General features: G+C 62.9%; 25 protein-coding genes and 1 pseudogene. 20 read left to right on the plus strand and 6 right to left on the minus strand.

Going from position 1 to position 26,361, the window contains the following annotated elements:
• Positions 1–6 precede the first annotated feature (6 nt).
• Positions 7–2,472, plus strand: a complete 2,466-nt coding sequence (clpA, locus tag P9228_RS16400) for an ATP-dependent Clp protease ATP-binding subunit ClpA (protein WP_066992605.1) — start codon at positions 7–9, stop codon at positions 2,470–2,472.
• Between the two features lie 237 nt (positions 2,473–2,709).
• On the opposite strand, the gene P9228_RS16405 is transcribed toward clpA, so the two are convergent.
• The gene (locus P9228_RS16405; protein ID WP_278054344.1) at positions 2,710–3,642 is read right to left on the minus strand and encodes a phosphatase PAP2 family protein; all 933 of its coding nucleotides are present in this window, start codon (positions 3,640–3,642) and stop codon (positions 2,710–2,712) included.
• A gap of 373 nt (positions 3,643–4,015) precedes the next feature.
• Positions 4,016–4,444, minus strand: coding sequence for an HIT family protein (locus P9228_RS16410; RefSeq protein WP_066992609.1), 429 nt, complete (start codon positions 4,442–4,444; stop codon positions 4,016–4,018).
• 157 nt (positions 4,445–4,601) lie between these two features.
• On the opposite strand from P9228_RS16410, the gene P9228_RS16415 reads away from it, so the two are divergent.
• The gene (locus P9228_RS16415; RefSeq protein WP_095800772.1) at positions 4,602–4,766 is read left to right on the plus strand and encodes a cytochrome oxidase subunit III; all 165 of its coding nucleotides are present in this window, start codon (positions 4,602–4,604) and stop codon (positions 4,764–4,766) included.
• A 21-nt stretch (positions 4,767–4,787) separates the two neighbouring features.
• On the opposite strand, the gene P9228_RS16420 is transcribed toward P9228_RS16415, so the two are convergent.
• The 3 genes from P9228_RS16420 to P9228_RS16430 all read right to left on the minus strand — a co-directional run bounded on the left by P9228_RS16420 (position 4,788) and on the right by P9228_RS16430 (position 7,352).
• Entirely contained in the window at positions 4,788–6,002 is a 1,215-nt protein-coding gene (locus tag P9228_RS16420; protein ID WP_278054345.1) for a GNAT family N-acetyltransferase, read from the minus strand.
• A gap of 144 nt (positions 6,003–6,146) precedes the next feature.
• Entirely contained in the window at positions 6,147–6,875 is a 729-nt protein-coding gene (locus P9228_RS16425) for a glycerophosphodiester phosphodiesterase (RefSeq protein ID WP_278054346.1), read from the minus strand.
• 12 nt (positions 6,876–6,887) lie between these two features.
• Positions 6,888–7,352, minus strand: a complete 465-nt coding sequence (locus tag P9228_RS16430) for a RidA family protein (RefSeq protein WP_066992618.1) — start codon at positions 7,350–7,352, stop codon at positions 6,888–6,890.
• Between the two features lie 138 nt (positions 7,353–7,490).
• Here P9228_RS16430 and P9228_RS16435 point away from each other — a divergent pair, with 138 nt between their 5' ends.
• The 5 genes from P9228_RS16435 (at position 7,491) to tsf (ending at position 12,134) form a co-directional block, all read left to right on the plus strand.
• Positions 7,491–8,321, plus strand: a complete 831-nt coding sequence (locus P9228_RS16435; RefSeq protein ID WP_095800769.1) for a cell envelope integrity EipB family protein — start codon at positions 7,491–7,493, stop codon at positions 8,319–8,321.
• Between the two features lie 95 nt (positions 8,322–8,416).
• On the plus strand, positions 8,417–9,712 hold the full coding sequence (locus P9228_RS16440; protein WP_127247944.1) for a hypothetical protein: 1,296 nt from the start codon (positions 8,417–8,419) through the stop codon (positions 9,710–9,712).
• A 64-nt stretch (positions 9,713–9,776) separates the two neighbouring features.
• Positions 9,777–10,055, plus strand: a complete 279-nt coding sequence (locus tag P9228_RS16445; protein WP_067319872.1) for a DUF4031 domain-containing protein — start codon at positions 9,777–9,779, stop codon at positions 10,053–10,055.
• Between the two features lie 259 nt (positions 10,056–10,314).
• Complete coding sequence (rpsB, locus tag P9228_RS16450; protein ID WP_059188654.1) at positions 10,315–11,094, plus strand: 30S ribosomal protein S2; 780 nt, start codon at positions 10,315–10,317, stop codon at positions 11,092–11,094.
• A gap of 119 nt (positions 11,095–11,213) precedes the next feature.
• Complete coding sequence (gene tsf, locus P9228_RS16455) at positions 11,214–12,134, plus strand: translation elongation factor Ts (RefSeq protein WP_278054350.1); 921 nt, start codon at positions 11,214–11,216, stop codon at positions 12,132–12,134.
• A gap of 27 nt (positions 12,135–12,161) precedes the next feature.
• On the opposite strand, the gene P9228_RS16460 is transcribed toward tsf, so the two are convergent.
• Positions 12,162–13,088: a LysR family transcriptional regulator gene (locus P9228_RS16460; RefSeq protein WP_278054353.1), complete on the minus strand. Its 927-nt coding sequence runs from the start codon at positions 13,086–13,088 to the stop codon at positions 12,162–12,164.
• A gap of 115 nt (positions 13,089–13,203) precedes the next feature.
• Here P9228_RS16460 and P9228_RS16465 point away from each other — a divergent pair, with 115 nt between their 5' ends.
• The 13 genes and pseudogenes from P9228_RS16465 to lpxB all read left to right on the plus strand — a co-directional run bounded on the left by P9228_RS16465 (position 13,204) and on the right by lpxB (position 26,301).
• Positions 13,204–13,731 (plus strand): nuclear transport factor 2 family protein, encoded by a 528-nt coding sequence (locus P9228_RS16465; protein WP_067319881.1) that lies wholly within the window; start codon positions 13,204–13,206, stop codon positions 13,729–13,731.
• Positions 13,732–13,760: 29 nt separating this feature from the next.
• Positions 13,761–14,870: an aldo/keto reductase gene (locus P9228_RS16470; protein ID WP_278054355.1), complete on the plus strand. Its 1,110-nt coding sequence runs from the start codon at positions 13,761–13,763 to the stop codon at positions 14,868–14,870.
• Between the two features lie 150 nt (positions 14,871–15,020).
• Positions 15,021–15,743 carry a UMP kinase gene (pyrH, locus tag P9228_RS16475; protein ID WP_067319888.1) on the plus strand — a complete coding sequence of 241 codons (723 nt, stop codon included), beginning with the start codon at positions 15,021–15,023 and terminating at the stop codon, positions 15,741–15,743.
• A gap of 88 nt (positions 15,744–15,831) precedes the next feature.
• On the plus strand, positions 15,832–16,386 hold the full coding sequence (frr, locus tag P9228_RS16480; protein ID WP_278054356.1) for a ribosome recycling factor: 555 nt from the start codon (positions 15,832–15,834) through the stop codon (positions 16,384–16,386).
• A gap of 20 nt (positions 16,387–16,406) precedes the next feature.
• Positions 16,407–17,138: pseudogene (locus tag P9228_RS16485) on the plus strand (isoprenyl transferase); the annotation flags it as partial.
• A gap of 10 nt (positions 17,139–17,148) precedes the next feature.
• Complete coding sequence (locus tag P9228_RS16490) at positions 17,149–17,964, plus strand: phosphatidate cytidylyltransferase (RefSeq protein WP_095800762.1); 816 nt, start codon at positions 17,149–17,151, stop codon at positions 17,962–17,964.
• A gap of 103 nt (positions 17,965–18,067) precedes the next feature.
• Entirely contained in the window at positions 18,068–19,210 is a 1,143-nt protein-coding gene (gene rseP / locus P9228_RS16495) for an RIP metalloprotease RseP (protein WP_278054357.1), read from the plus strand.
• Between the two features lie 218 nt (positions 19,211–19,428).
• The gene (gene bamA, locus P9228_RS16500) at positions 19,429–21,801 is read left to right on the plus strand and encodes an outer membrane protein assembly factor BamA (RefSeq protein ID WP_278054359.1); all 2,373 of its coding nucleotides are present in this window, start codon (positions 19,429–19,431) and stop codon (positions 21,799–21,801) included.
• Between the two features lie 78 nt (positions 21,802–21,879).
• A complete protein-coding gene (gene lpxD / locus P9228_RS16505; protein ID WP_278054360.1) occupies positions 21,880–22,935 on the plus strand; it encodes a UDP-3-O-(3-hydroxymyristoyl)glucosamine N-acyltransferase in 1,056 nt (351 codons plus the stop codon).
• Positions 22,928–23,389 carry a 3-hydroxyacyl-ACP dehydratase FabZ gene (gene fabZ, locus P9228_RS16510; RefSeq protein ID WP_095800760.1) on the plus strand — a complete coding sequence of 154 codons (462 nt, stop codon included), beginning with the start codon at positions 22,928–22,930 and terminating at the stop codon, positions 23,387–23,389. The genes lpxD and fabZ overlap by 8 nt, the downstream gene beginning before the upstream one ends.
• 15 nt (positions 23,390–23,404) lie before the next feature.
• Positions 23,405–24,241, plus strand: a complete 837-nt coding sequence (lpxA, locus tag P9228_RS16515; protein ID WP_095800874.1) for an acyl-ACP--UDP-N-acetylglucosamine O-acyltransferase — start codon at positions 23,405–23,407, stop codon at positions 24,239–24,241.
• Positions 24,228–25,130 (plus strand): UDP-2,3-diacylglucosamine diphosphatase LpxI, encoded by a 903-nt coding sequence (gene lpxI, locus P9228_RS16520; protein WP_278054941.1) that lies wholly within the window; start codon positions 24,228–24,230, stop codon positions 25,128–25,130. The genes lpxA and lpxI overlap by 14 nt, the downstream gene beginning before the upstream one ends.
• Positions 25,120–26,301, plus strand: a complete 1,182-nt coding sequence (lpxB, locus tag P9228_RS16525) for a lipid-A-disaccharide synthase (RefSeq protein WP_278054362.1) — start codon at positions 25,120–25,122, stop codon at positions 26,299–26,301. The genes lpxI and lpxB overlap by 11 nt, the downstream gene beginning before the upstream one ends.
• Positions 26,302–26,361 lie beyond the last annotated feature (60 nt).

A 26,361-nucleotide genomic window follows, 5' to 3' on the forward strand; every position in this document is an offset into this window, starting at 1 on the left:
GGTAACATGCCGGCTTTCTCCCAAGGCCTGGAAAAGGCGCTACATCAGGCGCTGACGTTCGCTAACGAGCGGCATCATGAATATGCAACGCTCGAACACCTGCTGCTGGCGCTCATCGACGACACCGAGGCGGCCGCGGTGATGCGCGCCTGCAATGTCGATCTCGACGAGCTCAAGCACACCGTTCTGACCTATATCGACACCGAGCTCGACAATCTCGTCACCGGTTACGACGAGGATTCGAAACCGACCGCCGGGTTCCAGCGCGTCATCCAGCGCGCCGTCATCCATGTGCAGTCGTCCGGCCGCGAGGAGGTGTCCGGGGCCAATGTGCTCGTCGCAATCTTTGCCGAGCGCGAAAGCCATGCGGCCTATTTCCTGCAGGAACAGCAGATGACCCGCTACGACGCGGTCAACTACATCTCGCACGGCATCGCCAAGCGCCCCGGCGCTTCGGAGTCGCGCACGCCGCGCGGCGCCGACGATGAGCAGGGCGGCCAGAACGGCGCCGAGCCGCAGGAAGACGGCGGCAAGAAGAAGCCGCAGGACGCGCTGACGGCTTACTGCATCAACCTCAACAACAAGGCCAAGGCCGGCAAGATCGATCCGCTGATCGGTCGCGAGAGCGAGATCAATCGCACCATCCAGGTGCTGTGCCGCCGCTCCAAGAACAACCCGCTCTATGTCGGCGACCCAGGCGTCGGCAAGACGGCGATCGCCGAGGGCCTTGCCAAGCGCATCGTCGAAGGCGACGTGCCCGAGGTGCTGCAGGACGCCACCATCTTCGCGCTCGACATGGGCACGCTGTTGGCCGGCACGCGCTATCGCGGCGACTTCGAGGAGCGGCTGAAGCAGGTCGTCAAGGAGCTCGAGGACTATCCGGGCGCGGTGCTGTTCATCGACGAGATCCACACCGTGATCGGGGCAGGGGCCACGTCCGGCGGCGCCATGGATGCCTCGAACCTGTTGAAGCCGGCGCTGTCGTCCGGCGCGATCCGCTGCATCGGCTCGACAACGTACAAGGAGTTCCGCCAGTTCTTCGAGAAGGACCGCGCGCTGGTGCGGCGCTTCCAGAAGATCGACGTCAACGAGCCGACCATCGAGGACGCCATCGAGATCATGAAGGGCCTGAAGCCCTATTTCGAGGAGTTCCACAAGGTCCGCTACACGAGCGAAGCGATCAAGGCTTCGGTGGAGTTGTCGGCCCGCTACATCAGCGACCGCAAGCTGCCGGACAAGGCGATCGACGTGATCGACGAGACCGGCGCCTCGCAGATGCTGGTGCCTGAGGCCAAGCGCAAGAAGACAATCGGCATCAAGGAAATCGAGGCGACGATCGCCACCATGGCGCGCATCCCACCGAAGACGGTTTCGGCGGACGACGAGAAGGTGCTGCAGGGTCTCGATGTCGAGCTGAAGCGCGTCGTCTACGGTCAGGATACCGCAATCACAGCGCTGACGTCGGCGATCAAGCTGGCGCGGGCGGGCCTGCGCGAGCCGGAGAAGCCGATCGGCTCCTACCTGTTCTCGGGGCCGACCGGCGTCGGCAAGACGGAAGTGGCCAAGCAACTCGCGGCCTCGCTCGGCGTCGAGCTGATCCGCTTCGACATGTCGGAATATATGGAACGCCACACCGTCTCGCGGCTGATCGGCGCACCTCCCGGCTATGTCGGCTTCGACCAGGGTGGACTGTTGACCGACGGTGTCGACCAGCATCCCCATTGCGTGCTGTTGCTCGACGAGGTGGAGAAGGCGCATCCGGATCTGTTCAACATCCTGTTGCAGGTGATGGATCACGGCAAGCTGACCGACCACAACGGCAAGCAGATCGACTTCCGCAACGTCATCCTGATCATGACGACCAATGCGGGCGCATCGGACGCTCAGCGCGCGGCGATCGGCTTCGGCTCGACCAAGCGCGAGGGCGACGACGTCGAGGCTATCAACCGGCTGTTCACGCCCGAATTCCGCAACCGTCTCGACGCGATCATTCCGTTCGGCTCGCTGCCGATCCCGGTGATCCATCAGGTGGTGCAGAAATTCGTCATGCAGCTCGAGGCCCAACTTTCCGAGCGGGGCGTCACCTTCGACCTGTCGCCGGACGCGATCGCCTGGCTGGCCGACAAGGGCTATGACGAGCGCATGGGCGCGCGTCCGCTCGGCCGCGTCATTCAGGAGCACATCAAGAAGCCGCTGGCCGACGAGGTGCTGTTCGGCAAGCTGAAGAAGGGTGGCACGGTGCGCGTCACCGTCGAGAAGAAGGAAACCGGCGAGACCGGCCTGAAGCTCGAATCGTTGGCCGATGAAGCTCCGGTGAAGCCGAAGAAGGAAGAGCCGGAGGACGCGCCGAAGCCGAGGAAGGCGGCGGCGAAGAAGCCTGCCGCCAAGAAGGCCGTGGCGCAGAAGCCGGAGCCGAAGGGCAAGGACGGCGGCAAGCGAAGCCTGGTGCCGCAGCTGCCCCGCAAGGGCTGATCGACCTGAAGCGCGTCCCGCTGAAACGGATTCAGGCGGCGCGCGCTAGGTGCTTGTTACCAAAACGGCCGCCCGCCTTTGGGCGACATGCATTGAAGTCAAAAAGCCCCGGCAACGGGGCTTTTTGACTTGGGAGGAACCGGCACGTGACGGCTGGCCAGATTACCCATACGGAATGGCGCGCGGCCCTCCGGAAGTCGAGCATTGCCGCCCGTGAAATGTTTGCTGGCTGCAGAGTCAAGCAACGCCGTCCGGCGCGAAGCGTGTCAGGAAATATCCGCACGCCTTCCAGATCATGATCGACAAGAGGGCACCCGCGTAGCCGTCGATGGCATAGTGCCAGCCAAGCGCGACTGAGCCGACCATTATCACAGCAGCGAATGCCCACATCAGGACACCGGCCGGCCGGGAGCGCTGCGTTGCGTACAAGGAGAAAAGCACCGCCATCGCCACGTGCATGGACGGGAAAGCGGATATGCCGATGCTGCCGACGGTCGCGCCGGTATAGCCGCTCCATAGCATGTCCTGCGTGCTAAGCGCCCAGATCGGATAAACGCGATCGGCGGCGGCGAGTGCCTGCATGAGGGGACGGAAGTCACCGCCGAGTCCCAGTCGCTCGTAAAAGCACGGCCCCGCCGACGACAGCCCCATCGCCAGGAAGAAGCCGCCAAGCGTCCATATCAGCATGAAGCTCATCAGGAACTGATGACGCAGCTTCGTATCTTTGCGCGTGATGCAGGCGGTGAAAACCGTGGCGATGAGCACGATGAACCAGAAATTGTAGGCGAGATTGAGCATCCTCAATGCAAAGGGCGACTGGACGATAAACCACAGCCATTCGTCCGGCGCTCTACCGAAATGCAGGATCCGATCGGCGTGGGCCAGCGCCTTGTCCCATGCAAAAGGGGAAAGGATTGCGATGGCTCCTTTCAGAACGCCGACGGCGGATACGAAGGCGATGCTGGCGGTCAGGCCGTTGAGGCTGTTGGCCGTGCGTTGGGCGTCGCCGAAAAAGCTGCCCAGCGATTTCAGGAAGGTGCCGAGCGGTTCGGGATCCCGTTTGACCAGCGCAAGGTGGAGAAAAATCCCAAGTGCAAAGACGCAACCGCAGATCCAGAAAGCGATCAAAAGGTACTCAATGTATTCCTTCAATATGCCGAAATCCGGCATGTTTCCGGTGCGCATGCCGATCGCTATTGCCAGAAGCAGAGCGCCGACGGCCAAGGCGTGAAGCAATCTGTGTCGTCGAAAGGCGTGTGCCAGGGCGATCAGAAAAGCCCGTCCGCCAGCCATCCTCGCAAGGGGGGTCGACGCCGCAACCGAATTGTCCATGGTTTGAAACCCAATAGCTCGCCACGCCCCAGCGTTCTACAGCGAGATGGTTCGATATTTCCTAACCAAACGATTCGAGTGCAAACGGTCGCATCCGGGCGCCGCACGCGGCCGGCCGGGGAAAACGCGCCGGGGTTGTCGCGGCAAACCGATATAGGATCGTCAGTGCGAGGCTGTCAGTCGGCCTTCAACGGCGACGGGACCGCGCGCTTTAGTTCCCTAGTGCCGCGCGGATTTTGCCGGCGTTCTCGGCCAGCACTTCCGGCTTTTCCATCTGCCCGGAATGGGGCTTCAGCGGCACGCCGTCGAAGCGCGGAATGACGTGGACATGGAGATGGTAGACGGTCTGCCCGGAGGCCGGCTCGTTGAATTGCATCAAGGTGACGCCGTCGGCATTGAAGGCCTTTTTCACGGCAACCGCCACCTTCTGCACCACGGCAAACAGCGGACCGAATGTTGCCGGATCGGCGTCGAGGATATTGCGCGACGGCGCCTTCGGCACCACCAGCGTGTGGCCGACTCCTTGCGGCATCACATCCATGAAGGCTACGACCGCATCGTCCTCATAGATGCGGTGCGAGGGGATTTCGCCGCGCAGGATTTTCGCAAAGATGTTGCCGGGATCGTAGGCTTCGGCCATGGCGGGCACTCCGGATTAGGTGTCGTCGTCCGGTGTAGCGAAGCCGCTTCCGAGCGGCAAGACGATTGAGCCGATCTGTCGGCAGCGCGGTCGGCCATCGCTGTTGCATGATCGCAGGTGTTGTCGTCTGATACGTCAATGTCAGGATGGAGCGACTGTGAAGTGGATCGTCGCCGGATGGCTGTTGTTCATTGTGTCGGCGCTGTTCTTCATCGCCGCCGCGTGGCGCGCAGGCGATCTGCTGGCGCTTGGCGGCGGCATTTTCTTCCTGGTTGCCTGCTTTTCGTTCCCCGTTCCGATCGCGGCCCGAAAGCCGCAATGACTGTGGATGGCAAGGCCCGAGCTATTCCTTGAGATCCTTGCGGAACGGGGTGTGCTCTTCGAGATACTCCCCCATCCGCTCCACCTCGCGACGCTCGCGGCGAAGGTAGTCGGCAACCGCGTTGCGCAGGCCGGGATGGGCGATGTAGTGCGCCGAATGCATGGTCACCGGCTGGTAGCCGCGCGCCAACTTGTGCTCGCCTTGCGCGCCGGCCTCCACCACCTTCAACTTGCGCTCGATCGCGAAGTCGATCGCCTGATGGTAGCAGACCTCGAAATGCAGGAAGGGGTGATCCTCGATGCAGCCCCAGTTGCGGCCGTAAAGCGCGTCGGACCCGATGAAGTTGATGGCGCCCGCAATGTAGCGGCCGTTGCGCTTGGCCATGACCAGGAGAATGTCCTCGGCCATGCGCTCGCCGATCAGCGAGAAGAACTGGCGGTTGAGATAAGGGCGGCCCCATTTCCTGCCGCCGGTATCCATGTAGAAAGCGAAGAAATCGTCCCAGGCGCGTTCGGTGATGTCCGTGCCGGTCAGCCAATCGATGCTGATGCCGTCGGCCAGCGCCTCGCGACGCTCCTTTTTCATCGCCTTACGCTTGCGTGAAGCGAGCGTGGCGAGGAAGTCATCATAGCTCGAAAAGCCTTCGTTGAAGAAATGGAACTGCTGGTCGGTTCGGTGCAGGAAACCCGCTGCTTCGAGCGTCGCAATGTCGGGCTCGGCGGCGAAGGTGACATGCGTGGAAGACACGCCGAGCTTGTCGGTCACCAATTTCAGGCCGGCCGCGAGGCCGGCCCTCACCGCGCCTTCGTCCTCGCCCCTGCTTACGAGCAGGCGAGGCCCGGTGACCGGCGTGAAAGGCACCGAGCATTGCAGCTTGGGATAATAGCGTCCACCTGCGCGCTCGAACGCGTCCGACCAGCCGTGGTCGAAGACATATTCGCCCTGACTGTGCGATTTGAGATAGCAAGGCACGGCGCCCAGCAGCTTGCCTTGCGCCGTCTCGAGCCTGAGGTGATGACCCTGCCAGCCGGTGCGCCGCACGGCACAGCCAGAATCCTCAAGCGCGCTCAGAAAACCGAATGAAACGAGGGGGTTGTAGCCGTTTGCTTTGTCGCCGCGCGTGGTTGCGGCGAAGCCGTTCCATTCATCGCAGGTGAATGCGCCGATGGTCGCCGCGACGCGGACCGAATAGTCCGCATTCGCTGTCGGTCCATCGTCGTCGTCACCCTGATCCATCCGGCTTATTTAAGCGTCCTCAGGGCAGCTACAAGTCACGTTTCAGGCACTGCCTCACAGCATAATGCCGAAAGTGCGAAGCGGTTTTCGGACGGCATCATGCTCGGATCTGATCCAGGTCGTTCGACCTGAAATCATCCAGCTCTAGGCGACCTTGACCAGGTCCGGCTCAAAGCCCTCGAAGGTCATCTGGTCGGCATATTTGAAGGTGAGGTCGACCGCCGGCTGGTCGTGCACGGTCCAGGTGATGACCGGCATCTTGAGCTTTTCGCGCACGAAGCTGACGAACGGGTTCGGCAGATCGCCGGCGGCGTAAGAGGTGAAGGCGAGGTTGTGCGCCAGCATGGCAAAATGCGCCTCGATCAGCTGGTCGTCCTTGCCGTAGGCGGTGAGCCCGCCGGGAATGCCCGGCGCCTCCTTGGCGAAGTCGCGGATCAGCCAATGGTCAAACGACATGATCGCCACCTTGCCAGTGTAGCGCTTGAGCAGCCTGCCGACGCTCGCGACCAATCCTTTGTCGTGGCCGGGAACACCTTTCAGCTCGACCACCAGCGGCACGCGTCCGTCGATCAGGTCGAGCGCCTCCTGCAACGTCGCCACATGATCTTTCGTGCCGCCCACCTTGAGCGCGGTGAGCTCGGCCGCGGTGCGTTGCCAGACGAAGCCATTCTCGCCTGTCAGGCGTTTCAGGTCGCAGTCGTGGATGATGACGGGAACGCCGTCGGACGAGACATGCACGTCGCATTCGATCGCGTAACCGCGGTCGGCTGCCGCGGCGAAGGCCGACAGCGTGTTCTCCCAGCGTGTCTTGTTCATGTCATGGAAGCCGCGATGCGCGACGGGGCGGGCAATCAACCAGGAAAGGTCGGTCATGTCAGGCTCGTTTTACTCGACTTCGAAGATCGCTTCGATCTCGACCGCGGCATTGAGCGGGAGCGACGCAGTGCCGACGGCGGAGCGAGCGTGCTTGCCACGTTCGCCGAGGACCGCGACGAGGAAGTCGGAGGCGCCGTTGGCGACCAGATGCTGCTCGACGAAGTCCGGCGCCGAGGCGACGAAGACCGTGATCTTGACCAGCCGGCGGATTTTTTCGAGATCGCCAAGTGCTGCCTTGGCCTGCGCCAGGATGTTGATGGCGCAGAATTTTGCGCCCTCCTTGCCGGCGGCGGTATCGATGTCGCGGCCAAGCAGCCCGCTTGCCTGCAGCTTGCCGTCCTTCAGCGGCAGCTGCCCGGCGGTGAAGAGGGTGTTGCCGGTCCGGCAGTAGGGCACGTAGTTGGCGGCCGGCGCTGCTGCGGCCGGAATGGCAACGCCGAGATCGCTTAGCCGCTTTTCGATTGTTTCGCTCATTGGTTTTCCCTATTGCTGGAAGGCGCCGCGTTGGCGGGGCCGAAATTGCTATTTTTGCCTCGCTTCCGCCACGACTTTTTTTAAGCTGGACCATCTTTCCCTGCGGCCTGCCATCGGCCGCGACGATCGGAGCACTGCATGCGCTTGACGCGCCTTTTCCTTTCCACCGCTCTCGTGTCGGCGGCCATCCCGATGGCTCCGGCCCTTGCCGTGCCCGCGCTGCAGGCGCACCGCGCCGTCTATGATCTCACCCTCAACAAGGCGTCCGACCGCTCCGGCATCACGGGCATCTCCGGCCGCATGGTCTATGAGTTCAACGGCTCTCCCTGCGAGGGCTATACGGTGAAGTTCCGTTTCGTCACGCAGATCGTCACCAGCGAGAACACCAGGCTGACCGACCAGCAGACGACGACGTTTGAGGACGCAGAAGGCAAGACCTTCTCCTTCGTGACGAAGTCCTTCGTCGACCAGAACCTCGACAAGGAAGTCAAGGGTATGGCGACCAGGGAGCCGAAGGGCCTCAAAGTCAACATCGACAAGCCCGAGAAGAACACGCTCGAGCTCGCCGCCACGCAGTTCCCCACCCAGCACCTCGTGGAGCTGATCGGCAAGGCCGAGAAGGGAGAGAACTTCTATCAGACCAATCTGTTCGACGGCTCCGAGGATGCCAATAAGGTAATGACGACCACCGTCGTCGTCGGCAAGAGAGCCGACGCCGACAAGGCGGACCCGGAAGCGCCGGCGCTCGCAAAGCTAGCCACCGACAAATACTGGCCGGTCGACATCGCCTATTTCGACGACACCGACAAAAGCGGCGAAGAGGTGCCGGAGTACCGGATCAGCTTCAAACTGCATGAGAACGGCATCACGCGCGACCTCGTTATGGACTATGGCGACTTCTCGATGACCGGCAAATTGGTGAACCTGTCGCTCTTCGATCAGGCCAAGCCCTGTCCGGCCTCGAAATAGCGGCGGGTTAACCACTACGGCGATCCGTCGCCGAGCCTGACTTGAAGACGCCGCAATCCCGTTCCAGCATCCCTTAGGCATTTCGGGGGAAAAGCTTGGGCAGGATCGACGTGTTCGTGGCGCCGCGACCCAATCCGGCGCTGATCAAGGTGATGACGATCGTCAACCGCATCGTCATGCTGCGAGGGGTTCCCGGCTTCCGCGACCTGTTGCCGTTCAATCGGCTCGCCGGCCTGCGCGGCGTCGCCAATATCCGTCACATCGACTTTCCCGTCGCCGACCAGCAGAAGCTGCAGGCCTGCTGCGGCGAAGGCCAAGCGACGTTCATCACGCCCAACCATCCGGAATTCTTCACCGACTGGATGATCGACAAGGAGATCGTCTCGCGCGTCAGCCCGCTTGCCGCCTCATGGGCAACACATGGGGTGGTGAACGGGCTCGGTCGGCTGATGCAGAGATTCTGGCTGGCCAACAATCTGATCGCGCAGATTCCCGGCAACAGCGAAGCCGCCAAAGCGCATTCGGTCGATTGGGCGCTGAAAGGCCATGGTGTGCTGCTTCATCCGGAAGGCAGCGTCGGCTGGCACGGCAACTATGTCGCGCCGCTGCTTCCCGGCGCGGTGGAGATGGGGCTGGCGGCGCTGAAGCGCGGGCGCGAAACCAACAAGGATTTCAAGGTCTGGGTGGCTCCTGTTGTCTGGAAGCTCGCCTTCATCGGCAATGTCGAGCGGCCGCTCGCCAGGGAATGCGCCTATGTCGAGAAAAAGCTGAAAATGGAAAGTGTTGCAGCCGGCTCCCTGCCGGAGCGCGTCTACAGCATCTATTCAGGCCTGCTGTCCCTCGACGAGCAGGCCTGTGGCCTGACCGCAGAGGCGGGCGCTTCCTTTGCCAGCCGCCAGCAAAGGGTGCTGGCCGAGCTTGGCCTGCGGCTCGCCGATGCCGTTGCGGCCGAACCCGACCTCGATTTGGCCGAGTTGCTGCGGCGTTCACGCCGCTGGCTGCGCGAGGGCAAGGCTGATGCGGATGAGCAGAAACGCGTGCGAAAACTGGCGGAAGCGATCCAGCGCGTCCAGCGCGTCGGCTCCTGGGCCTTCGCCAATCAGACGATAACCCAGGAGGAGATCGCCGAGCATCTGAAGCGCATCCGCAACGACTATTGCAAAGGCGCTTTGCGCGATTCGATCAACCGCTTCATTCCGCAGCCCGCCGGGCCGCGCTGCGCTCACATCCGCGTGCCCGAGCCGTTGGCGCTTCATGCATATGATGGTTCGGTCGAAGAGGCGCTCGCGGTGCTGCGCTCAAGGATGCAGGAAGCGGTGTCGAGAATCGTGACCGAACTTGAAGCCGCCGGCGGCTTCATTTCCTATCCGAATCCCTTCTATCATCGCTGACTTCGCGTCGGCCCGGGGTGATTGTGAGCGGGCCGCCGATGTCGGTTGGAGTGCGGCAAGCTCGATGGCTGTCTATGTCGATGCGGCGATCTGGAAATGGGCCGGCCATCGCTGGTGCCATCTGCTCGCCGACGACACCGACGAGCTCCACCGCTTTGCCGCCGAGCTCGGCCTCAAGCGCTCGTCCTATCAGGGGCCGCCGAAGACTTCGGCGCCGCATTACGATATCACCGGCTTTGAGCGCGACCGCGCCGTGCGGCTTGGCGCGGTCGAATGCAGTCGCGAGGAGATTGTCGCCGTCTTCCGCCGCGTCAGAGTGCCGAACGGCAAGACCCGACGCTGACGGAGTTTTGATGCATGTCGTTGTCCCAGAACCGCCGAACACTTCTGGGCGACATGCATAAGTGCGCGGATCGCCGCAGGTGAGGGCGTTTTCCGGTAGCTCGCTTGCGTTTACGAGACTTCCCCTCTATATGCCCGCTCATTCCACACACGGACTTTGGTGTCTGCCCGGGAGAAATCCGGCTGAAACCTCCGGTGGCATCAGGACATAAGTCCGAAATGCCTGTGTCCGTGGAGGCCAACCGGAAAGGAACTAAGGAATGGCTCTGCCTGATTTCAGCATGCGCCAGCTTCTGGAAGCTGGTGTTCACTTCGGCCACCAGACCCACCGCTGGAACCCGAAGATGGCGCCCTACATCTATGGCGCCCGCAACAACATCCACATCATCGACCTGTCGCAGACGGTGCCGCTGCTGCACCAGGCCCTGAAGCAGGTTTCCGACACCGTCGCCAAGGGCGGCCGTGTGCTGTTCGTCGGCACCAAGCGCCAGGCTTCGGACATCGTCGCCGACGCCGCGCAGCGTTCGGCCCAGTATTATGTCAACTCGCGTTGGCTGGGCGGCATGCTGACCAACTGGAAGACGATCTCGAATTCGATCCAACGCCTGCGCAAGCTCGACGAGACGCTGGCCGGCGAGGCCCAGGGCCTCACCAAGAAGGAGCGCCTCAACCTCGACCGTGAGCGCGAGAAGCTCAACAAGGCGCTGGGCGGCATCAAGGACATGGGTTCGACGCCGGACCTGATGTTCGTCATCGACACCAACAAGGAGGCGATCGCCATCCTCGAGGCCAAGCGCCTCGGCATCCCGGTCGTTGCCATCATCGATTCCAACTGCGACCCGGACAAGATCGACTTCCCGATCCCCGGCAATGACGACGCGGCCCGCGCCATCCAGCTTTATTGCGATCTGATCGCCAAGGCTGCCATCGACGGCATCGCCCGGCAGCAGGGCGCGCTCGGCATGGACATCGGCGCGTCGGCCGAGGCTCCGGTCGAGCCGGCGCTCGACACTCCGGCCACTGAAGCTCCGGAAGCTTGAAAAACGAAGGCCGGCTTCGGCCTTCATCTTTCCAATAAGTTGGCGCGTTAAAGCGCTTTTGCCGGGCGCATCATCGGGATTCGATGGTGCGTCGGCGCATTTGAAACAAAGAGGCGACAATGAGCATTTCGGCTGCACAGGTCAAAGAACTCCGCGACTTGACCGGCGCGGGCATGATGGACTGCAAGGCGGCGTTGAACGAAACCAACGGCGACATGGAAGCGGCCGTCGACTGGCTGCGCAAGAAGGGCATCTCCAAGGCCGACAAGAAGGCCGGCCGCACCGCGGCGGAAGGCCTGATCGGCGTCGATTCCGGTGTTCGCGAAGCCGCGGTCGTCGAGGTGAACTCCGAGACCGACTTCGTCGCGCGCAACTCCGCCTTCCAGGAAATCGTCGCCAACGTCGCCAAGGTGGCGCTCGCCTATGGCACGACCGAAGCAGTTGCCGCGGCCAAGTATCCGGGCTCCGACAAGTCAGTCACCGACACCATCAAGGACGCGGTCGGCACCATCGGCGAGAACATGGGCTTCCGCCGCTCGGCCAAGCTCACTGTCCCGCGTGGCGCGGTGGCGACCTATGTCCACAATGCCGTCGCGGATGGCCTCGGCAAGCTCGGCGTGCTGGTCGCGATCGAGACCACCGGCAATGAGCATGCGGCGAACGCCTTCGGCCGCCAGGTCGCCATGCATGTCGCCGCGACCAACCCGGTTGCGCTGACTGCCGAGGAAGTCGACCCGGCCCTGATCGAGCGCGAGAAGGCGATCTTCTCCGACCAGGCCCGCCAGTCCGGCAAGCCGGAAGCGATCATCGAGAAGATGGTCGAGGGCCGGCTGCGTAAGTTCTATGAAGAGGTCGTGCTCCTGAAGCAGGCCTTCGTGCTCAATCCCGACATCACCGTCGAGAAGGCGCTGAAGGATGCCGAGAAGGAGATCGGCGCTCCGGCGAAGATCACCGCCTATCTGCGTTACGCGCTGGGCGAGGGCATCGAGAAGGAAGCGACCGATTTCGCGGCGGAAGTCGCGGCCGCGGTCAAGAAATAGTCCGAAGCAAAAGTAAGGCTACAGAGCTCAGGCAACTCGGCCGGGTGTCCGCATGGATGCCCGGCCGATCTCTTGAGCGGTATCGATAAAGGCTCTGAGCTTCGGCGCCATCGATGCCCTGCGCGGGAAATAGAGGAACAGGCCCGGCTCCTCGATCGCCGTCTTCGGCAGGATCTGAACCAGACGACCCGCGGCGAGATCGGCGCGCACCAGCGGCTCGAATACGTAGGCGAGCCCGACGCCAGCAAGCGCAAGATCGATCGCCGCAAGCGAATCTGTGACGATGGCCGTGCCGCGCGTCTCGACCACGACATCCTTGCCGTTTTCGTTCAGATCCCAACGATAGAGCCCGCCGGAGCGGACAAGCCGGTAGCCGATGCAATTGTGCCTCGCCAGGTCGGCTACGTCGCGCGGCCGGCCGTGCTTTCCGATATAGCCGGGCGAGGCGACAACCACTGCCTTGACGGGAGGCGTAAGCCGCACGGTGATCATATCCTGTGCGATCATCTCGCCCAGCCTGATGCCGGCATCGAAACCCTCGCCGACGATATCGATCAGGGCCTGGTCGGCGAAGACCTCGACCGTCACCTCCGGATAGCGTTCGGCCATGGCCGCGATCACCGGCGTGACCGCCAGGGGGATCGCGATATTGGACGCATTGATCCTGAGCAGGCCGGAGGGCCTGCCCTTGACGCCGCGGATGCGGTCGATGCGCTCGGAGATGTCCTGCAGGGCAGGGGCCGCGGTCTCCACCAGCGCCTTGCCGGCTTCGGTCAGCGAAACGCTGCGCGTGGTGCGCGCAAACAGCGGCTGGCCGATGCGCTCTTCCACCAGCCGCACCGCATGACTGACCGCCGACGGACTCATGCCGAGCTCGGCCGCGGCAAGCGCGAAGCCGCCGCGCCGAGCCACGGCGACGATCACCGGCAGATGCGTCAGCAGATCTCGATCCATTCATGAATAATATCGCATAGTCCTTGCGAACAATGCAATCTTATCGATGCCGCCAAGCTGGTCCACATTGGCGCCAACACACGGGCGGTGGGGCCGATGCGCAAGGAGAAAAAACATGAATGCTTTGAGACATGTGACCTTCGCGGCAGGACTGGCACTGGCGCCCGTCGATGCCGGCGGAGCCGAACCAATGGGCTGGCAAACGCTCGCCGACGAGCGCGCCGTCATCCGCATCGCGGATGCCATTGACCGCGCCGTCGATGCGCAGGATTGGAAACTCGCCCGCAGCTTCTTCGCCGACCGGGTTACCGCAGACTTCAGCAGCCTTTCCGGACAGCCCGCGGCCAGGGTCGCCTCCGACGATCTGATCGGCGCCTGGGCTGCCAATCTCAAAGGCAGCAAGACGAGCCTGCACCTGCGGACCAACCACCAGGTCGAAATAGAGGCCGATACGGCGACCGTCCGTTCCAACGGCTATGCCTGGAACAGGATGGAAGGCAATGGCGATCCGCTCTGGGAGGTCTGGGGCACCTATGAGCATCGCCTGAGCCGATCGGGTCAAGGCTGGAAGGTGGACGGCTTCACGTTCCGCATGACGCATGAGCGCGGCAATCCCTGGGTGAAAGCGACGCCTGGCCAATAAGCCCATACCAAACACGATCGGAACACGTCATGAGCATGAACTATTACACGCTCGGCAATAGCGGCCTGCGCGTCAGCCGGCTGGCGCTGGGCACCATGACCTTCGGCACCGAATGGGGCTGGGGTGCTGACAGGGAAACCTCCCGCGCCATGTTCGACGCCTATGTCGAGGCTGGCGGCAATTTCTTCGACACGGCCGACCTCTACACCGGCGGGACGGCAGAGACCTGGCTCGGCGAATTCGTCGCCGAGCGCGGCTTGCGCGACAAGGCGGTGATCGCCACCAAATTCACGATGAACAAGGAACCCGGCAATCCGAATGCCGGCGGCAATGGCCGAAAGAACATCATGCGCGCGGTGGACGCTTCGCTGAAGCGGCTCGGAACCGACTATATCGATCTTTACCTCATGCATGTCTGGGACAGGCTCACGCCGGCCGAGGAGGTGTTGCGCACGCTGGACGATTTGGTGCGTGCCGGCAAAGTACGCCATATCGGTCTTTCTGACGTGCCGGCCTGGTATGCCGGGCGGGCGCAGGCGATCGCCGAACTGCGCGGCTATGAGCCGGTCTCGGCCCTGCAGCTCGAATATTCGCTCGTCGAGCGCTCGATCGAACATGAATTCGCGCCTTTCGCCTCGCGTCACGGCGCCGGCATCATGGCGTGGAGCCCGCTGGCCAGCGGCCTGCTAAGCGGCAAATACCGCCCGGCGCAAGCCGGCAATGCCGGCCGGCTCGACGGGTTCCGCAACACCACGCATCCGGGTTTCCAGAAATTCAGCGAACGCAATTGGGCGATCGTTACGGAACTCGAGAAGGTGGCTTCCGAACTCGACCGAAGCATGGCGCAGGTGGCGCTGAACTGGGTTGCGGCGCAGCCGGGTGTGGCCACCGTCATCCTCGGCGCGACGAAACTTGCCCAGTTGCAGGACAATCTCCGGGCGCTGGACTTTTCAATCCCTGCCGAACTCCGCAAGCGGCTCGATTCGGTGAGCCTTGCGCCCGCGCCGTTCCCGCATTCCTTTTTTGGACCCGAGATTCAGGTCAGGGTGGCCGGCGGCGTCGTGACGGGCGACAAGCCGTCCGGCTATTCGCTGCCGGTCCTGATCGAAGGCGAACTGGTCGGGATCAGCAGCAACTGATCGGAAAAGCCTGGAATTTTGCGCGAGGGCGCGGCGTGACATCGCCGCGCCCTTCGTGTATCGGGTCGAACCATCGTGCCAGCGCCGCCAGGCGAAGCGAGGCGCCTTCGCCTCCAGATTTGCCCGCGCCGAGATTTTTCGAGGAACCAGATGACGGTGAAGCCCCTCTATCGACGTGTCTTGCTGAAAGCTTCGGGCGAAGCCTTGATGGGGGAACAGCATTTCGGCATCGACGTCTCGGTCGTCGACCGTATCGCAGCCGACATTGCCGAGGCGCGGGCGCTTGGCGTCGAAGTCGGAGTCGTGATCGGCGGCGGCAACATCTTCCGCGGCGTGGCCGTCGCCTCCAAGGGCGGCGACCGCGTCACCGGCGATCACATGGGCATGCTCGCCACCGTCATCAACTCGCTGGCGCTGCGCACCTCGCTGAACAAAATCGGCGTCGACGCCGTGGTGCTTTCGGCCATTGCCATGCCGGAACTCTGCGAAAGTTTTTCACAGCGCCAGGCGACCGCCTATATGAATCAAGGCAAGGTGGTGATCTTTGCCGGCGGCACCGGCAATCCGTTCTTCACCACCGATTCGGCCGCAGCGCTGCGCGCCGCCGAGATCGGCGCCGACGCGCTGTTCAAGGGCACGCAGGTCGACGGCGTCTATTCGGCCGACCCGAAGAAGGATCCGGATGCGGTGCGCTTCGACCGCATAAGTCATGCCGAAGTCATCAAACGCGGGCTTACGATCATGGATACGGCCGCGATTGCACTTGCGCGTGAAAACAACATTCCGATAATCGTCTATTCGATCCACGAAAAAGGTGGTTTCGGCGAAATTCTAAGAGGCGGCGGCCGTTGCACGATCGTCGCGGACAATTGACTGGGGCCGAAGACGGCTGAATGATCGCCGGTCCGGTCGAGACTAGAAGACAAGCATTGAACCCGGCGAACGGGTCGAGGAGATGATCATGAGTGGCGAGTACGACGATCTCAAGCGGCGCATGGACGGGGCGATCGCGGCCTTCAAGCACGATCTCGCTTCGCTGCGCACCGGCCGCGCTTCCAGCAACCTGCTCGACGCCGTGCAGGTCCATGCTTATGGCACGACGATGCCTATCAACCAGGTGGCCAACGTCACGGTTCCGGAGCCGCGGATGATTTCGGTATCGGTCTGGGACAAATCGATGGTGAGCGCCGTCGACCGCGCTATCCGCGAGGCCAATCTTGGCTTCAATCCGATCGTCGACGGCACCAATCTGAGGATTCCTTTGCCCGAACTCAACGAGCAGCGCCGCAAGGAACTGGTCAAGATCTCGCACGGCTATGCCGAGAACGCCCGCGTCGCGGTTCGCCATGTCCGTCGCGACGGCATGGATTTCCTCAAAAAGGCGGAAAAGGACGGCACGATCAGCGAAGACGATCAGCGCAAGCGCTCCGACCAGGTTCAGAAGCTGACCGATGAGATGATCAGCACCATCGATCACCTGCTTGCCGATAAGGAAGCTGAAATCATGCAGGTTTAGGGTCGGTTTCTCACCGGCTCGAAAGCGAGACCATGACAACCCCCGCGCATGTCGCGATCATCATGGACGGAAACGGACGCTGGGCAAAGGCGCGCGGCATGCCGAGGCTCGCCGGCCACCGCGCCGGCGTCGAAGCCTTGCGCAAGACGGTGCGCGCCGCGCCAGAGCTCGGCATCTCCTATCTGACGGTCTACGCCTTCTCCTCTGAAAACTGGTCGCGGCCGAAGTCCGAGGTCAGCGACCTGATGGGCCTCCTGAAGCTCTTCATCCGCCGGGATCTCGCCGAGCTGCACCAAAACGGCGTGCGGGTGAGGGTGATCGGCGACAGGGAAGGGCTGACGCCGGACATCAGAGGCCTGCTGCAGGAGGCCGAATCGCTGACCGCGGGCAATGAGGCGCTGACGCTGGTCATCGCCTTCAACTATGGCGGGCGCGACGAGATCGTGCGCGCCGCGCGCAAGCTCGCCGATGCCGTGGCTCGCGGCGAAATGACAAGCGATGCCATCACGATGGAGAGCTTTGCCGGCTCGCTCGACACTGAGGGCATTCCCGATCCAGACCTCGTGATCCGCACCAGCGGCGAGCTCAGGCTGTCGAACTTCCTCTTGTGGCAGGCCGCCTATAGCGAGCTCGTCTTCCTGCCTTGCTACTGGCCGGACTTCAGCCGGGAGCACCTGGCCGACGCCCTGCGCGACTTTGCCGGCCGCGAACGCCGTTTCGGCGGGCTCGCCGCCCGCGACGTCGCCTTGTAGCGCGGCATCGATGAGCAATCTCCAGCAGCGTGTCATCTCGGCCATCGTGATGGCAGCCGCCACACTTGCGCTCACCTGGCTCGGCGGGCTGCCGTTCCGCCTGTTCTGTGCGGCGATCGCGGCGTTGATCTTCTACGAATGGACGCGCATGTCGCGCGCTGAGAACGGTGCGACGCTCGGCTTTCTGCCGGAAGTGCTGATTCTCGTCTTCATTGGTGCGCTGATCGCCGGTCTGCCGGCACTGTGGCTGCTGCTTCTGGTCGCATCCGTCACTGCTGTCGTCGCTGTCGCCGCGCGACTGCGGGGAGCAGCGCAGTGGGAGGCCTCGGGGCTGGCATACGCGTCGTTGTCCGGCTTGTCGCTCGCCTATCTGCGCGGGGACAGCCACTCAGGATTGATCGCCATCCTCTTCCTGTTCGCGGTCGTCTGGGCGACCGACATAGCGGCCTATTTCGTCGGCCGCAGGGTCGGCGGCCCGAAGCTTGCCCCATCAATCTCGCCCGGCAAGACGCAGAGCGGCGCGCTTGGCGGCGCTGTCGGCGGCATCGCTGCCGGATTGGTGCTGGCAATCGCGGCCGGGGCCGGCAATCTCACTATGCTTGGCCTCGTCGCCTTGGCGCTCTCGATCGTCTCGCAGATCGGCGATCTGTTCGAATCCTGGGTCAAGCGCCGGCACGGCTGCAAGGATTCGAGCAATCTCATTCCCGGCCATGGCGGCGTCATGGACAGGGTGGACGGGCTTGTCGCGGCTGCGTTCGCCCTGTACGTCATCGGTTGGATTGCGGCGGGCGCCGACCATCCGGCAATGGGGCTGTTTCCGAACTGACTGGCGTCGCCAATGGGCGAAAACGACGCGTGCCACGGATTCGCCCGGATTGATGCCACAGTCGCGGCGGACTGTCGCGCTGGGCGAATTTTGAGGGCATGACTTGAACGAGATTCTTCACGCGCTCTTCAGCACGCAAGGCTTTGTCCTCGGCACCCTTGTGCCGTTCCTGTTCGTGCTCACCGTCGTGGTGTTCGTGCATGAGATGGGCCACTACCTCATCGGCCGCTGGTGCGGCATCGGCGTCAAGGCTTTTGCCATCGGCTTCGGCCCGGAGCTCTTCGGTTTCAACGACCGCCACGGAACCCGCTGGAAGCTTTGCGCCATTCCGCTTGGCGGCTACGTGAAATTCGTCGGCGACATGAACGCGACATCGAGCCAGCCGAGCACCGAGGACCTCGAATCGCTGAGCGAGGCCGAGCGCGAGGTCGCCTTCCACACCCAGCCGATCTGGAAACGCGCGGCGACCGTCGTCGCCGGGCCGCTGTTCAATTTCCTGCTGACGATCGCCGTGTTCGCGGTGCTGTTTTCGCTCTATGGCCGCCCGGTGATGGAGCCGATGGTGGCCGACGTCAGCGCCGGCAGCCCGGCGGCGCGGGCGGGCATTCAGCCCGGCGATCGATTCGTCAGAGTCGACGGCAACAAGGTGGAGACCTTCGCCGACGTTCAACGCCTGGTTTCGGGCCGCGCCGGCGACGCCATCACCTTCACCATGTTGCGCGACGGCAAGGAAATCACCGTCACCGCGACGCCGGAACCGATGGAGCAGCAGGATGCGCTGGGCAACAAGGTCAAGGTCGCGATCATCGGCGTGGCCAACAATGCGGAGCTCGGGCAGCCGCGACTGGTCTCCTACACGCCCGCGGGCGCGCTGGCGGCGGCTGTCGAGGAAACCGGGCATGTGATCGAGCGCACCGGGCAATTTCTGCAACGTTTCGTCGTCGGGCGCGAGGACAAATGCCAACTCGGCGGCCCGATCAAGATCGCGAAAATGTCGGGTCAGGCGGCCAAACTCGGTTTCGAATGGCTGGTGCAGCTTGTTGCATTCCTGTCAGTCGGGATAGGGATTCTCAATCTGCTACCGATTCCCCCTCTCGACGGCGGCCACCTCTTGTTCTACGGCGTGGAGGCCGTCATAAGGCGGCCCGTGTCGGAGCGGATGATGGAGATGGCCTACCGGACCGGTCTCCTTCTGGTGCTCGGATTTATGGGCTTCGTTTTTTGGAATGATCTGTTTGGGTGCTGAAATCATGAAGGAATTTGGCTTCGGCCCCATCCATATTGAGACGCCGTTTACCATGCGTGGGGATATGCGTGACACGAAAGCCACGCAACAGGGTTAAGTAAATACAAATTAACCGGGAGCCTTGCGTGTAGGGGAAATCCGGTTAATACGGTAAGGGAAAATACCGCACGTCCGGTTTTCTCGCCGTGGGGACTACGAGAAAAAGGTACAAAAGCCCGATGAAGGCAGCATCCAAGTTTCTGAGCGCCGCGTCCGCGGCGGCTTTGTCCGCCGCCCTGGTTTTGCCAGGCGCGCTCGCAGTGCAGTTCGTTGCCACATCGGTAGCCGAAGCAGCAGTGGTCAGCAGGGTCGAGGTCAGCGGCAACCAGCGTGTCGATGCCGAAACCATCCGCAATTACATCGCGATCAAGCCCGGCAAGGCGTTTTCAAGTGCCGATATCGATAGCGCCGTGAAGGCGCTGTTCGGCACCGGGCTGTTCTCGGACGTCCAGATCAATCAGGTCGGCTCGACCCTGGTCGTCAAGGTTTCCGAATACAAGGTCGTCAACCAGGTCCTGTTCCAGGGCAACAAGAAGCTCAAGGACAACGCGCTCCAGGCCGCTGTCCAGCTGAAGCCGCGCGCGACCTTCTCGCAGCAGGCGCTCGACGCCGACGTCGAGGCGGTCAAGGCTGCCTATCGGCGTATCGGCCGCGACGACGCCGCCGTGACCACTCAGATCATGGACCTCGGCGACAATCGCGTGAACGTGGTCTTCAACATTAACGAAGGCGCGCGCACGCAGATCGCGGCGGTCAATTTCGTCGGCAACAGCGCTTTTTCCAGCCGTCGCCTGTCGGACGTCATCAACACCAAGCGTTCGTCCTGGCTTTCATTCGTGCTGCGCGACGACGTCTATGACGAGGACAAGCTGCGCGCCGACCAGGAGTTGCTGCGCCGCTTCTACTACAATCACGGCTACGCCGACTTCCAGGTCGTTTCGGCCGTCGGCGAGTTGGATGAAGCCACCAACAAATACACGGTCACGATCACCGTGCAGGAGGGCGAGCGCTACAACTTCGGCGACATCAGCGTCGAGAGCACGATTCCCGAGGTCGACTCAAAGTCGCTGGAATCGGTGGTCCAGACGCACAAGGGCGATGTCTACAACGCCAAGGACGTCGAGGACACGATTGTTGCGCTCACCGAAAAGGTCGCCGGCTCAGGCTATGCGTTTGCCCAGGTGACGCCGCGCGGCGACCGCAATTTCGAGAATCATACGATCTCGGTCGTCTACACCATCGACCAGGGCACCAAGGCTTATATCGAGCGTATCGAAATCCGCGGCAACGACCGCACGCGCGACTACGTCATCCGGCGCGAATTCGATGTCAGCGAAGGCGACGCCTTCAACCAGGTGCTTATCCAGCGCGCGAAGAAGCGCCTGGAAGCTCTGGATTATTTTCAAAAAGTCGACATCTCGACCGTCCCCGGGTCCGCTCCGGACCAAGTCGTCCTGGTGGTCGATGTGGTCGAGAAGTCGACCGGTGAGTTCTCGGTCGGCGCCGGCTATTCGACCGGCGGCGACACGCCGGGTCCGTCCGTCGAAGGCTCGATCACCGAGCGCAACTTCCTCGGCCGCGGCCAGTACATCAAGCTGTCGGCCGGCGGCGGCAAGAACTCGCGCGACTATGCGATCTCCTTCACCGAGCCGTATTTCCTCGGCCGGCGCATCGCGGCGGGCTTCGACATCTACAAGTCGACCAGGGAATATAACAATCACTACGACAGTGATACCACGGGCGCGACCATCCGCTTCGGGCTGCCGATCACCGACAGTATTTCGACGCAGCTGGCGTACAATATCTCGCAAGAGAAATATAAGGTCGACGACAGTTGCTTGACCAACGGGACCTATATTCCTGGCAGCCCGTGCACCATTTCGCCGGCTATCTTGGAAGGCGTAGAGCAAAGCCCATGGATTAAGTCGTCGGTCAGCCTCGGGCTAGTCTACAACACCATCGACGACATGAAGAACCCGCATGAAGGGCTCTACGTCACTGGTACGACCGAGGTTGCCGGTCTCGGTGGTGACGCCAAGTGGGTGAAGTTGACCGGGCGCGCAAGCGTCTACCAAACGCTGTCCGAGCAGCTCGATCTGGTCGGTCTGATCTCCGGTGGCGCTGGCCATATCGCCGGGTATGGCAACGATGGTCTGCGCATCTTCGACCAGTTCCAAAGCACTGATCGTATGATCCGTGGCTTCGAATATGGCGGCATCGGCCCTGTAGATACCAATACGGGTGACCATCTCGGTGGCACGACCTATTTCAATGCCTCGGCCGAAGCCCAGTTCCCGTTGCCGGCTATTCCGGAAAGCTTTGGCTTGCGGGGCGCGGTGTTTGCCGATGCTGCAACGCTCTATGGCAGCGCAATTCATACTGCAGGCGTCACCCAGTCCTCGACCGATATGAAGCTGCGCGCTTCGGTCGGTGTCGGGCTGATGTGGGCGTCACCGTTCGGTCCGATCCGAATCGACTATGCGATCCCGGTGAAAAAGGAACCGACCGACGACGTGCAGGAATTCAACTTCGGCATAGCGACCCGTTTCTAATCCGCGGGTTACGATGTTTCCGGGTCGTGTGATGGCCCGGAATCGACTGATCCGACCTAGCTGGATAATGTTTGTGGAATGACCGATCCGGTGTTCTTCGCGCCTTCACGCCGGTATACGGCTGGCGAGGTCGCGAATCTGACCGGCGCCAATCTTATTGATTCCTCGCAGGCCGACATCGCCATCGACGCGCTGGCGCCCGCCAATGAGGGTGGCGACGGTGCGCTCGTCTTTGTCGACGGCAAGCGCAATTTCGCCTTGATGCATTCGCTCAAGGCGGCTGCCGTTCTCTGTCCTGCCGACTTCGCCAACAGGGCGCCGCAGGGGATTGCGGTGCTGGCGCATCCGCGCCCGCAGCAGGCCTTCGCCATGGTGGGGCGGCTGCTCTTTCCGCAGGCCGCCACGCCCGGGCCGATGACCGGCGAAACCGGCATTTCGCCGCAAGCGCATATCGACCCGTCCGCGCATGTCGAAGCCGGTGCGATCGTGGAGGCAGGTGCCGTGATCGGTCCCGGCGCTGCCATCGGGAGCGGCACGGTCATTGCGCCCCATGCCGTCATTGGCCGCTCATGCAAGATAGGTCGTGATGGCTATGTCGGTCCGGGCGCCAGCATCCAATATGCGCTGATCGGCAACCGCGTCATCATTCATGGCGGTGCAAGGATCGGTCAGGACGGGTTCGGCTTCGTGGCCGGCGCCAAGGGACCTGAGCGCGTGCCGCAGATCGGCCGCGTCATCATCCAGGACGACGTCGAGATCGGCTCCAACTCGACCCTCGATCGCGGTGCGATGTCCGACACGATCATCGGACAAGGTACCAAGATCGACAATCTGGTGCAGATCGCCCACAATGTTCGTATCGGCCGCAATTGCATTATAGCCGGGCTTTCGGGTATTTCCGGTTCCGTCGTCGTCGGCGACAACGTCACCATGGGTGGCGGCGTCGGCCTCGCCGATCATTTGACCATCGGTCCCGGGGCCAAGCTTGCTGCGAGAAGTGGATTCATGAGCAACGTGCCGGCGGGCGAGGTCTGGGGAGGCTATCCGGCGCAGCCAATGGCGGAAGCCATGCGTGAGATCGCGATGCTGCGCAGGCTGGCCAGGACGCGCAAGCAGGGCGACGGAAATGGCTGACACGGTTGCGATGACACTTGAGGCGGTCGACATAATGGGGCTGATGAAGCTCCTGCCGCACCGTTATCCGTTTCTGCTGATCGACCGCATCGTCGAAATCGACGGCGACGACTCCGCGGTCGGCATCAAGAACGTGACCATCAACGAACCGCATTTTCAGGGCCATTTCCCGCAGCAGCCGGTGATGCCGGGCGTGCTCATCATCGAGGCGATGGCCCAGACCGCCGGCGCGATCTGCATTCGCAGCCTCAATGCGGAAAAGCCGTCGCTGGTTTATTTCATGACCATCGACAACGCGAAGTTCCGCAAGCCGGTCGTCCCAGGCGATCAGCTCAGGATCCACGTCAAGAAGATCAAGAAGCGCGGCAACCTGCTGAAATTTGCCTGCGAGGCGATGGTGGATGGCGCAAAGGCCGCCGAAGCCGAAGTTTCGGCTATGATGGTCACCGGCTGACGGTTTCTAATGCTCATGAAAGTTCAGACATCAATCCACCCTTCCTCGGTCGTCGAAGAAGGTGCCCAGCTCGGCGAAGGTGTGCGTATCGGACCCTTCTGCCATGTCGGCGCCGATGCTGTCATCGGCGATCGCGTCGAGCTGGTCAGCCATGTCTCGGTGATGGGCGCGACCACCGTCGGCGGCTCGACCAAGGTCTATCCAATGTCGACGCTCGGGGCGCCGCCGCAAAACACCAAGCACAAGGGCGGGCGCACGACGCTGGTCATCGGCGAAAATTGCACCATCCGCGAAGGCGTCACCATGCATGTCGGCACCGATTCCAGCCGCGGCGAGACGACGGTCGGCGATAATGGCAATTTTCTGGCCTATGCCCACATTGCCCATGACTGCGTCGTCGGCAAGAATGCCACCTTCGCCAACGGAGCAACGCTAGGCGGGCACTGCGAGATCGGCGACAATGTCTATATCGGCGGCCTGACCGCCGTGCATCAGTTTGTCCGCGTCGGCGACAACGCCTTTATCGGCGGCTGCTCGGCGGTCGTCGGCGATGTCATTCCCTTTGCGATCGCGGTCGGCAATCGCGCCAAGCTGCGCGGGCTCAACGTCATCGGCCTGAAGCGCTCCGGCCTGCCGCGCGCCGAAATCTACATGCTGCGCAGGGCTTACAGGGCGATTTTCGACCACTCCCGCACGGTCGGGGAGAATGTCGAGATCGCCAAGGCGGAATTCGCCTCGTCGCCGACGGCCATGAAGATGATCGACTTCATCACCAGTCGCGGCAAGCGGCATTATGCCGTCCCGCCGCTTAAGGGCGGTGGCGGCGATGACGATGGCGATGACGAGGGCTGAGCCCGCCGGGTCAGCGCTTGTACTCGCGCCGGGCTCCAGGGTCGGCATCATCGCCGGTGGCGGCAGCCTGCCGGTCGAAGTGGCGGAAGGTCTGGTCAGACAGGGACATTCGCCTTTCATCATCCTGGCCGAGGGCGAGGTGGATCGCGAAGCGGACTTTGCCGCCTACGAGCAGGCGACGCTTGCGCTCGAAGACATCGGCTTCCTGCTTCCCTTGCTGAAGCGCGAAGGCATTAGCCACCTGGTTCTTGCCGGCGAGATCAAGCGCAGGCCGCGGCTTGCGAAGGTACGTCCAACGCTCAGTCTGCTGACGATAATCCCCTCCGTGGCGATGGCGCTGGCCCGCGGCGACGACGGGCTTCTGAAGGTTCTGACGCGCGGGCTGGAAAGGCGCGGTATCACGGTGGTCGGAGCGCATGAGATCGTTCCAGATCTCGCTGCCGGCGAGGGCACGCTGACCAAGGCAGGACCAAAGCAATCGGACTGGCGCGATATCGAGGCGGGCCGCGCGGCGGCCAAGGTAATCGGCGAGCTTGACGTCGGCCAGGCAGCGATTGCGGTCGGAGGGCGGGTTATCGCGTTGGAAGGCATCGAAGGCACTAAGGGCCTGCTCGAGAGGACGCGCGAATTGCGCGGGCACGGCAGGCTCGCCGGCAAGACGCGCGGCGTCCTGGTCAAATGCGCCAAGCCAGGGCAGGAGCTGCGCGCCGACTTGCCCTCGATAGGCCCGCAGACGGTCGAGGCCGCACACGCGGCCGGCCTTGCCGGCATCGCCGTCGAAGCCGGCCGCTCGCTCATTCTCGAAGGCCCGGCGACTCTCGCGCGGGCCAATGCGCTTGGCTTGTTCATCGTCGGATTTCCCGCGACGGAGCCGACCGATGGCCACTGAGAGGCCGCTCAAGATCGCCATCGTCGCGGGCGAGGAATCGGGGGACTTGCTCGGCGCCGACATCGTGCGTGCGCTCGAGAAGACCACCGGCCGTAAGATCCGGCTCGTCGGCATCGGCGGCCGGCATCTGCAGGAACTGGGGCTGACACCGCTCTTCGACGGCAGCGAGATCGCGCTGATGGGCTTCAGCGCCGTCTTGCGCGACCTGCCGCGGCTGATGCGCCGGATCAGCCGAACAGCCGGCACCATCGCGGCGGAGCGGCCGGATTGCCTGATCACCATCGACAGCCCTGATTTTTCGCTGCGGGTCGCCAAAAGGGTCCGCGCCGCCGCGCCCGCCATCCCGATCGTCCATTATGTCTGCCCGAGCGTGTGGGCATGGCGGCCGGGCAGGGCGGCGGCGATGAAGCCCTATGTCGATCACATCCTCTGCATCCTGCCCTTCGAAGTGAAGGCGCTCACCCGACTTGGTGGGCCGCCCGGCACCTATGTCGGCCACCGGCTGACCCAGGATCCCGGCGTGCTTGGCGCCGCCAAGGCGCAGAGCTTGCCGCGGGACCTGTCGGAGGATCGCGTGAAGACGCTGCTCGTGCTGCCCGGCTCGCGCCGCGGCGAGGTGCGCCGGCTGATCGAGCCGTTCGGCAAGGCGATCTCGGTCTTGCATCAGCGCGGTCACCGCTTGCGGCTGATGCTGCCGACGGTGCCGCATGTCGCCGACCTGGTAAAGGCGTCCGTCACGCGGTGGGACGAGAAGCCAGAGATCGTCACCGATCCGGAGCGCAAATGGTTGGCTTTCGGCAAGGCCGATGCGGCTCTGATCGCCTCCGGAACAGTTTCGCTCGAGCTTGCGCTTTGCGGTGTTCCAATGGTCTCCAGCTACAAGCTCGATCCGATCGCGAGGCAGCTGCTGCAGCATCTGGTGACGACCTGGTCGGCGCTGCTGCCCAATTTGATCGCCGATCGCGCGCTGGTGCCGGAGTTCTACGATCAGTATGTCAGGCCGGAGAACCTGGCGCGTCAGCTGGAAGCCCTGTTTGCCGACACCGGCATGCGCGCGTGGCAGCGGGCAGGTTTCGCGGAAATCGCCAGGCGCATGGCGACCGACAGACCGTCGGGCGAGATTGCTGCCGAGGTGGTGCTGGGGTGCATCAAGAAAGCGAATAGGGAGTAGCGAATAGCGAATAGCGAGTACGCTGGCGCCACTCAGTGCCGCCAGTTCTTTCCCTATTCG

It is taken from the genome of Mesorhizobium sp. WSM4898, assembly GCF_029625845.1.
GTDB lineage: Bacteria > Pseudomonadota > Alphaproteobacteria > Rhizobiales > Rhizobiaceae > Mesorhizobium.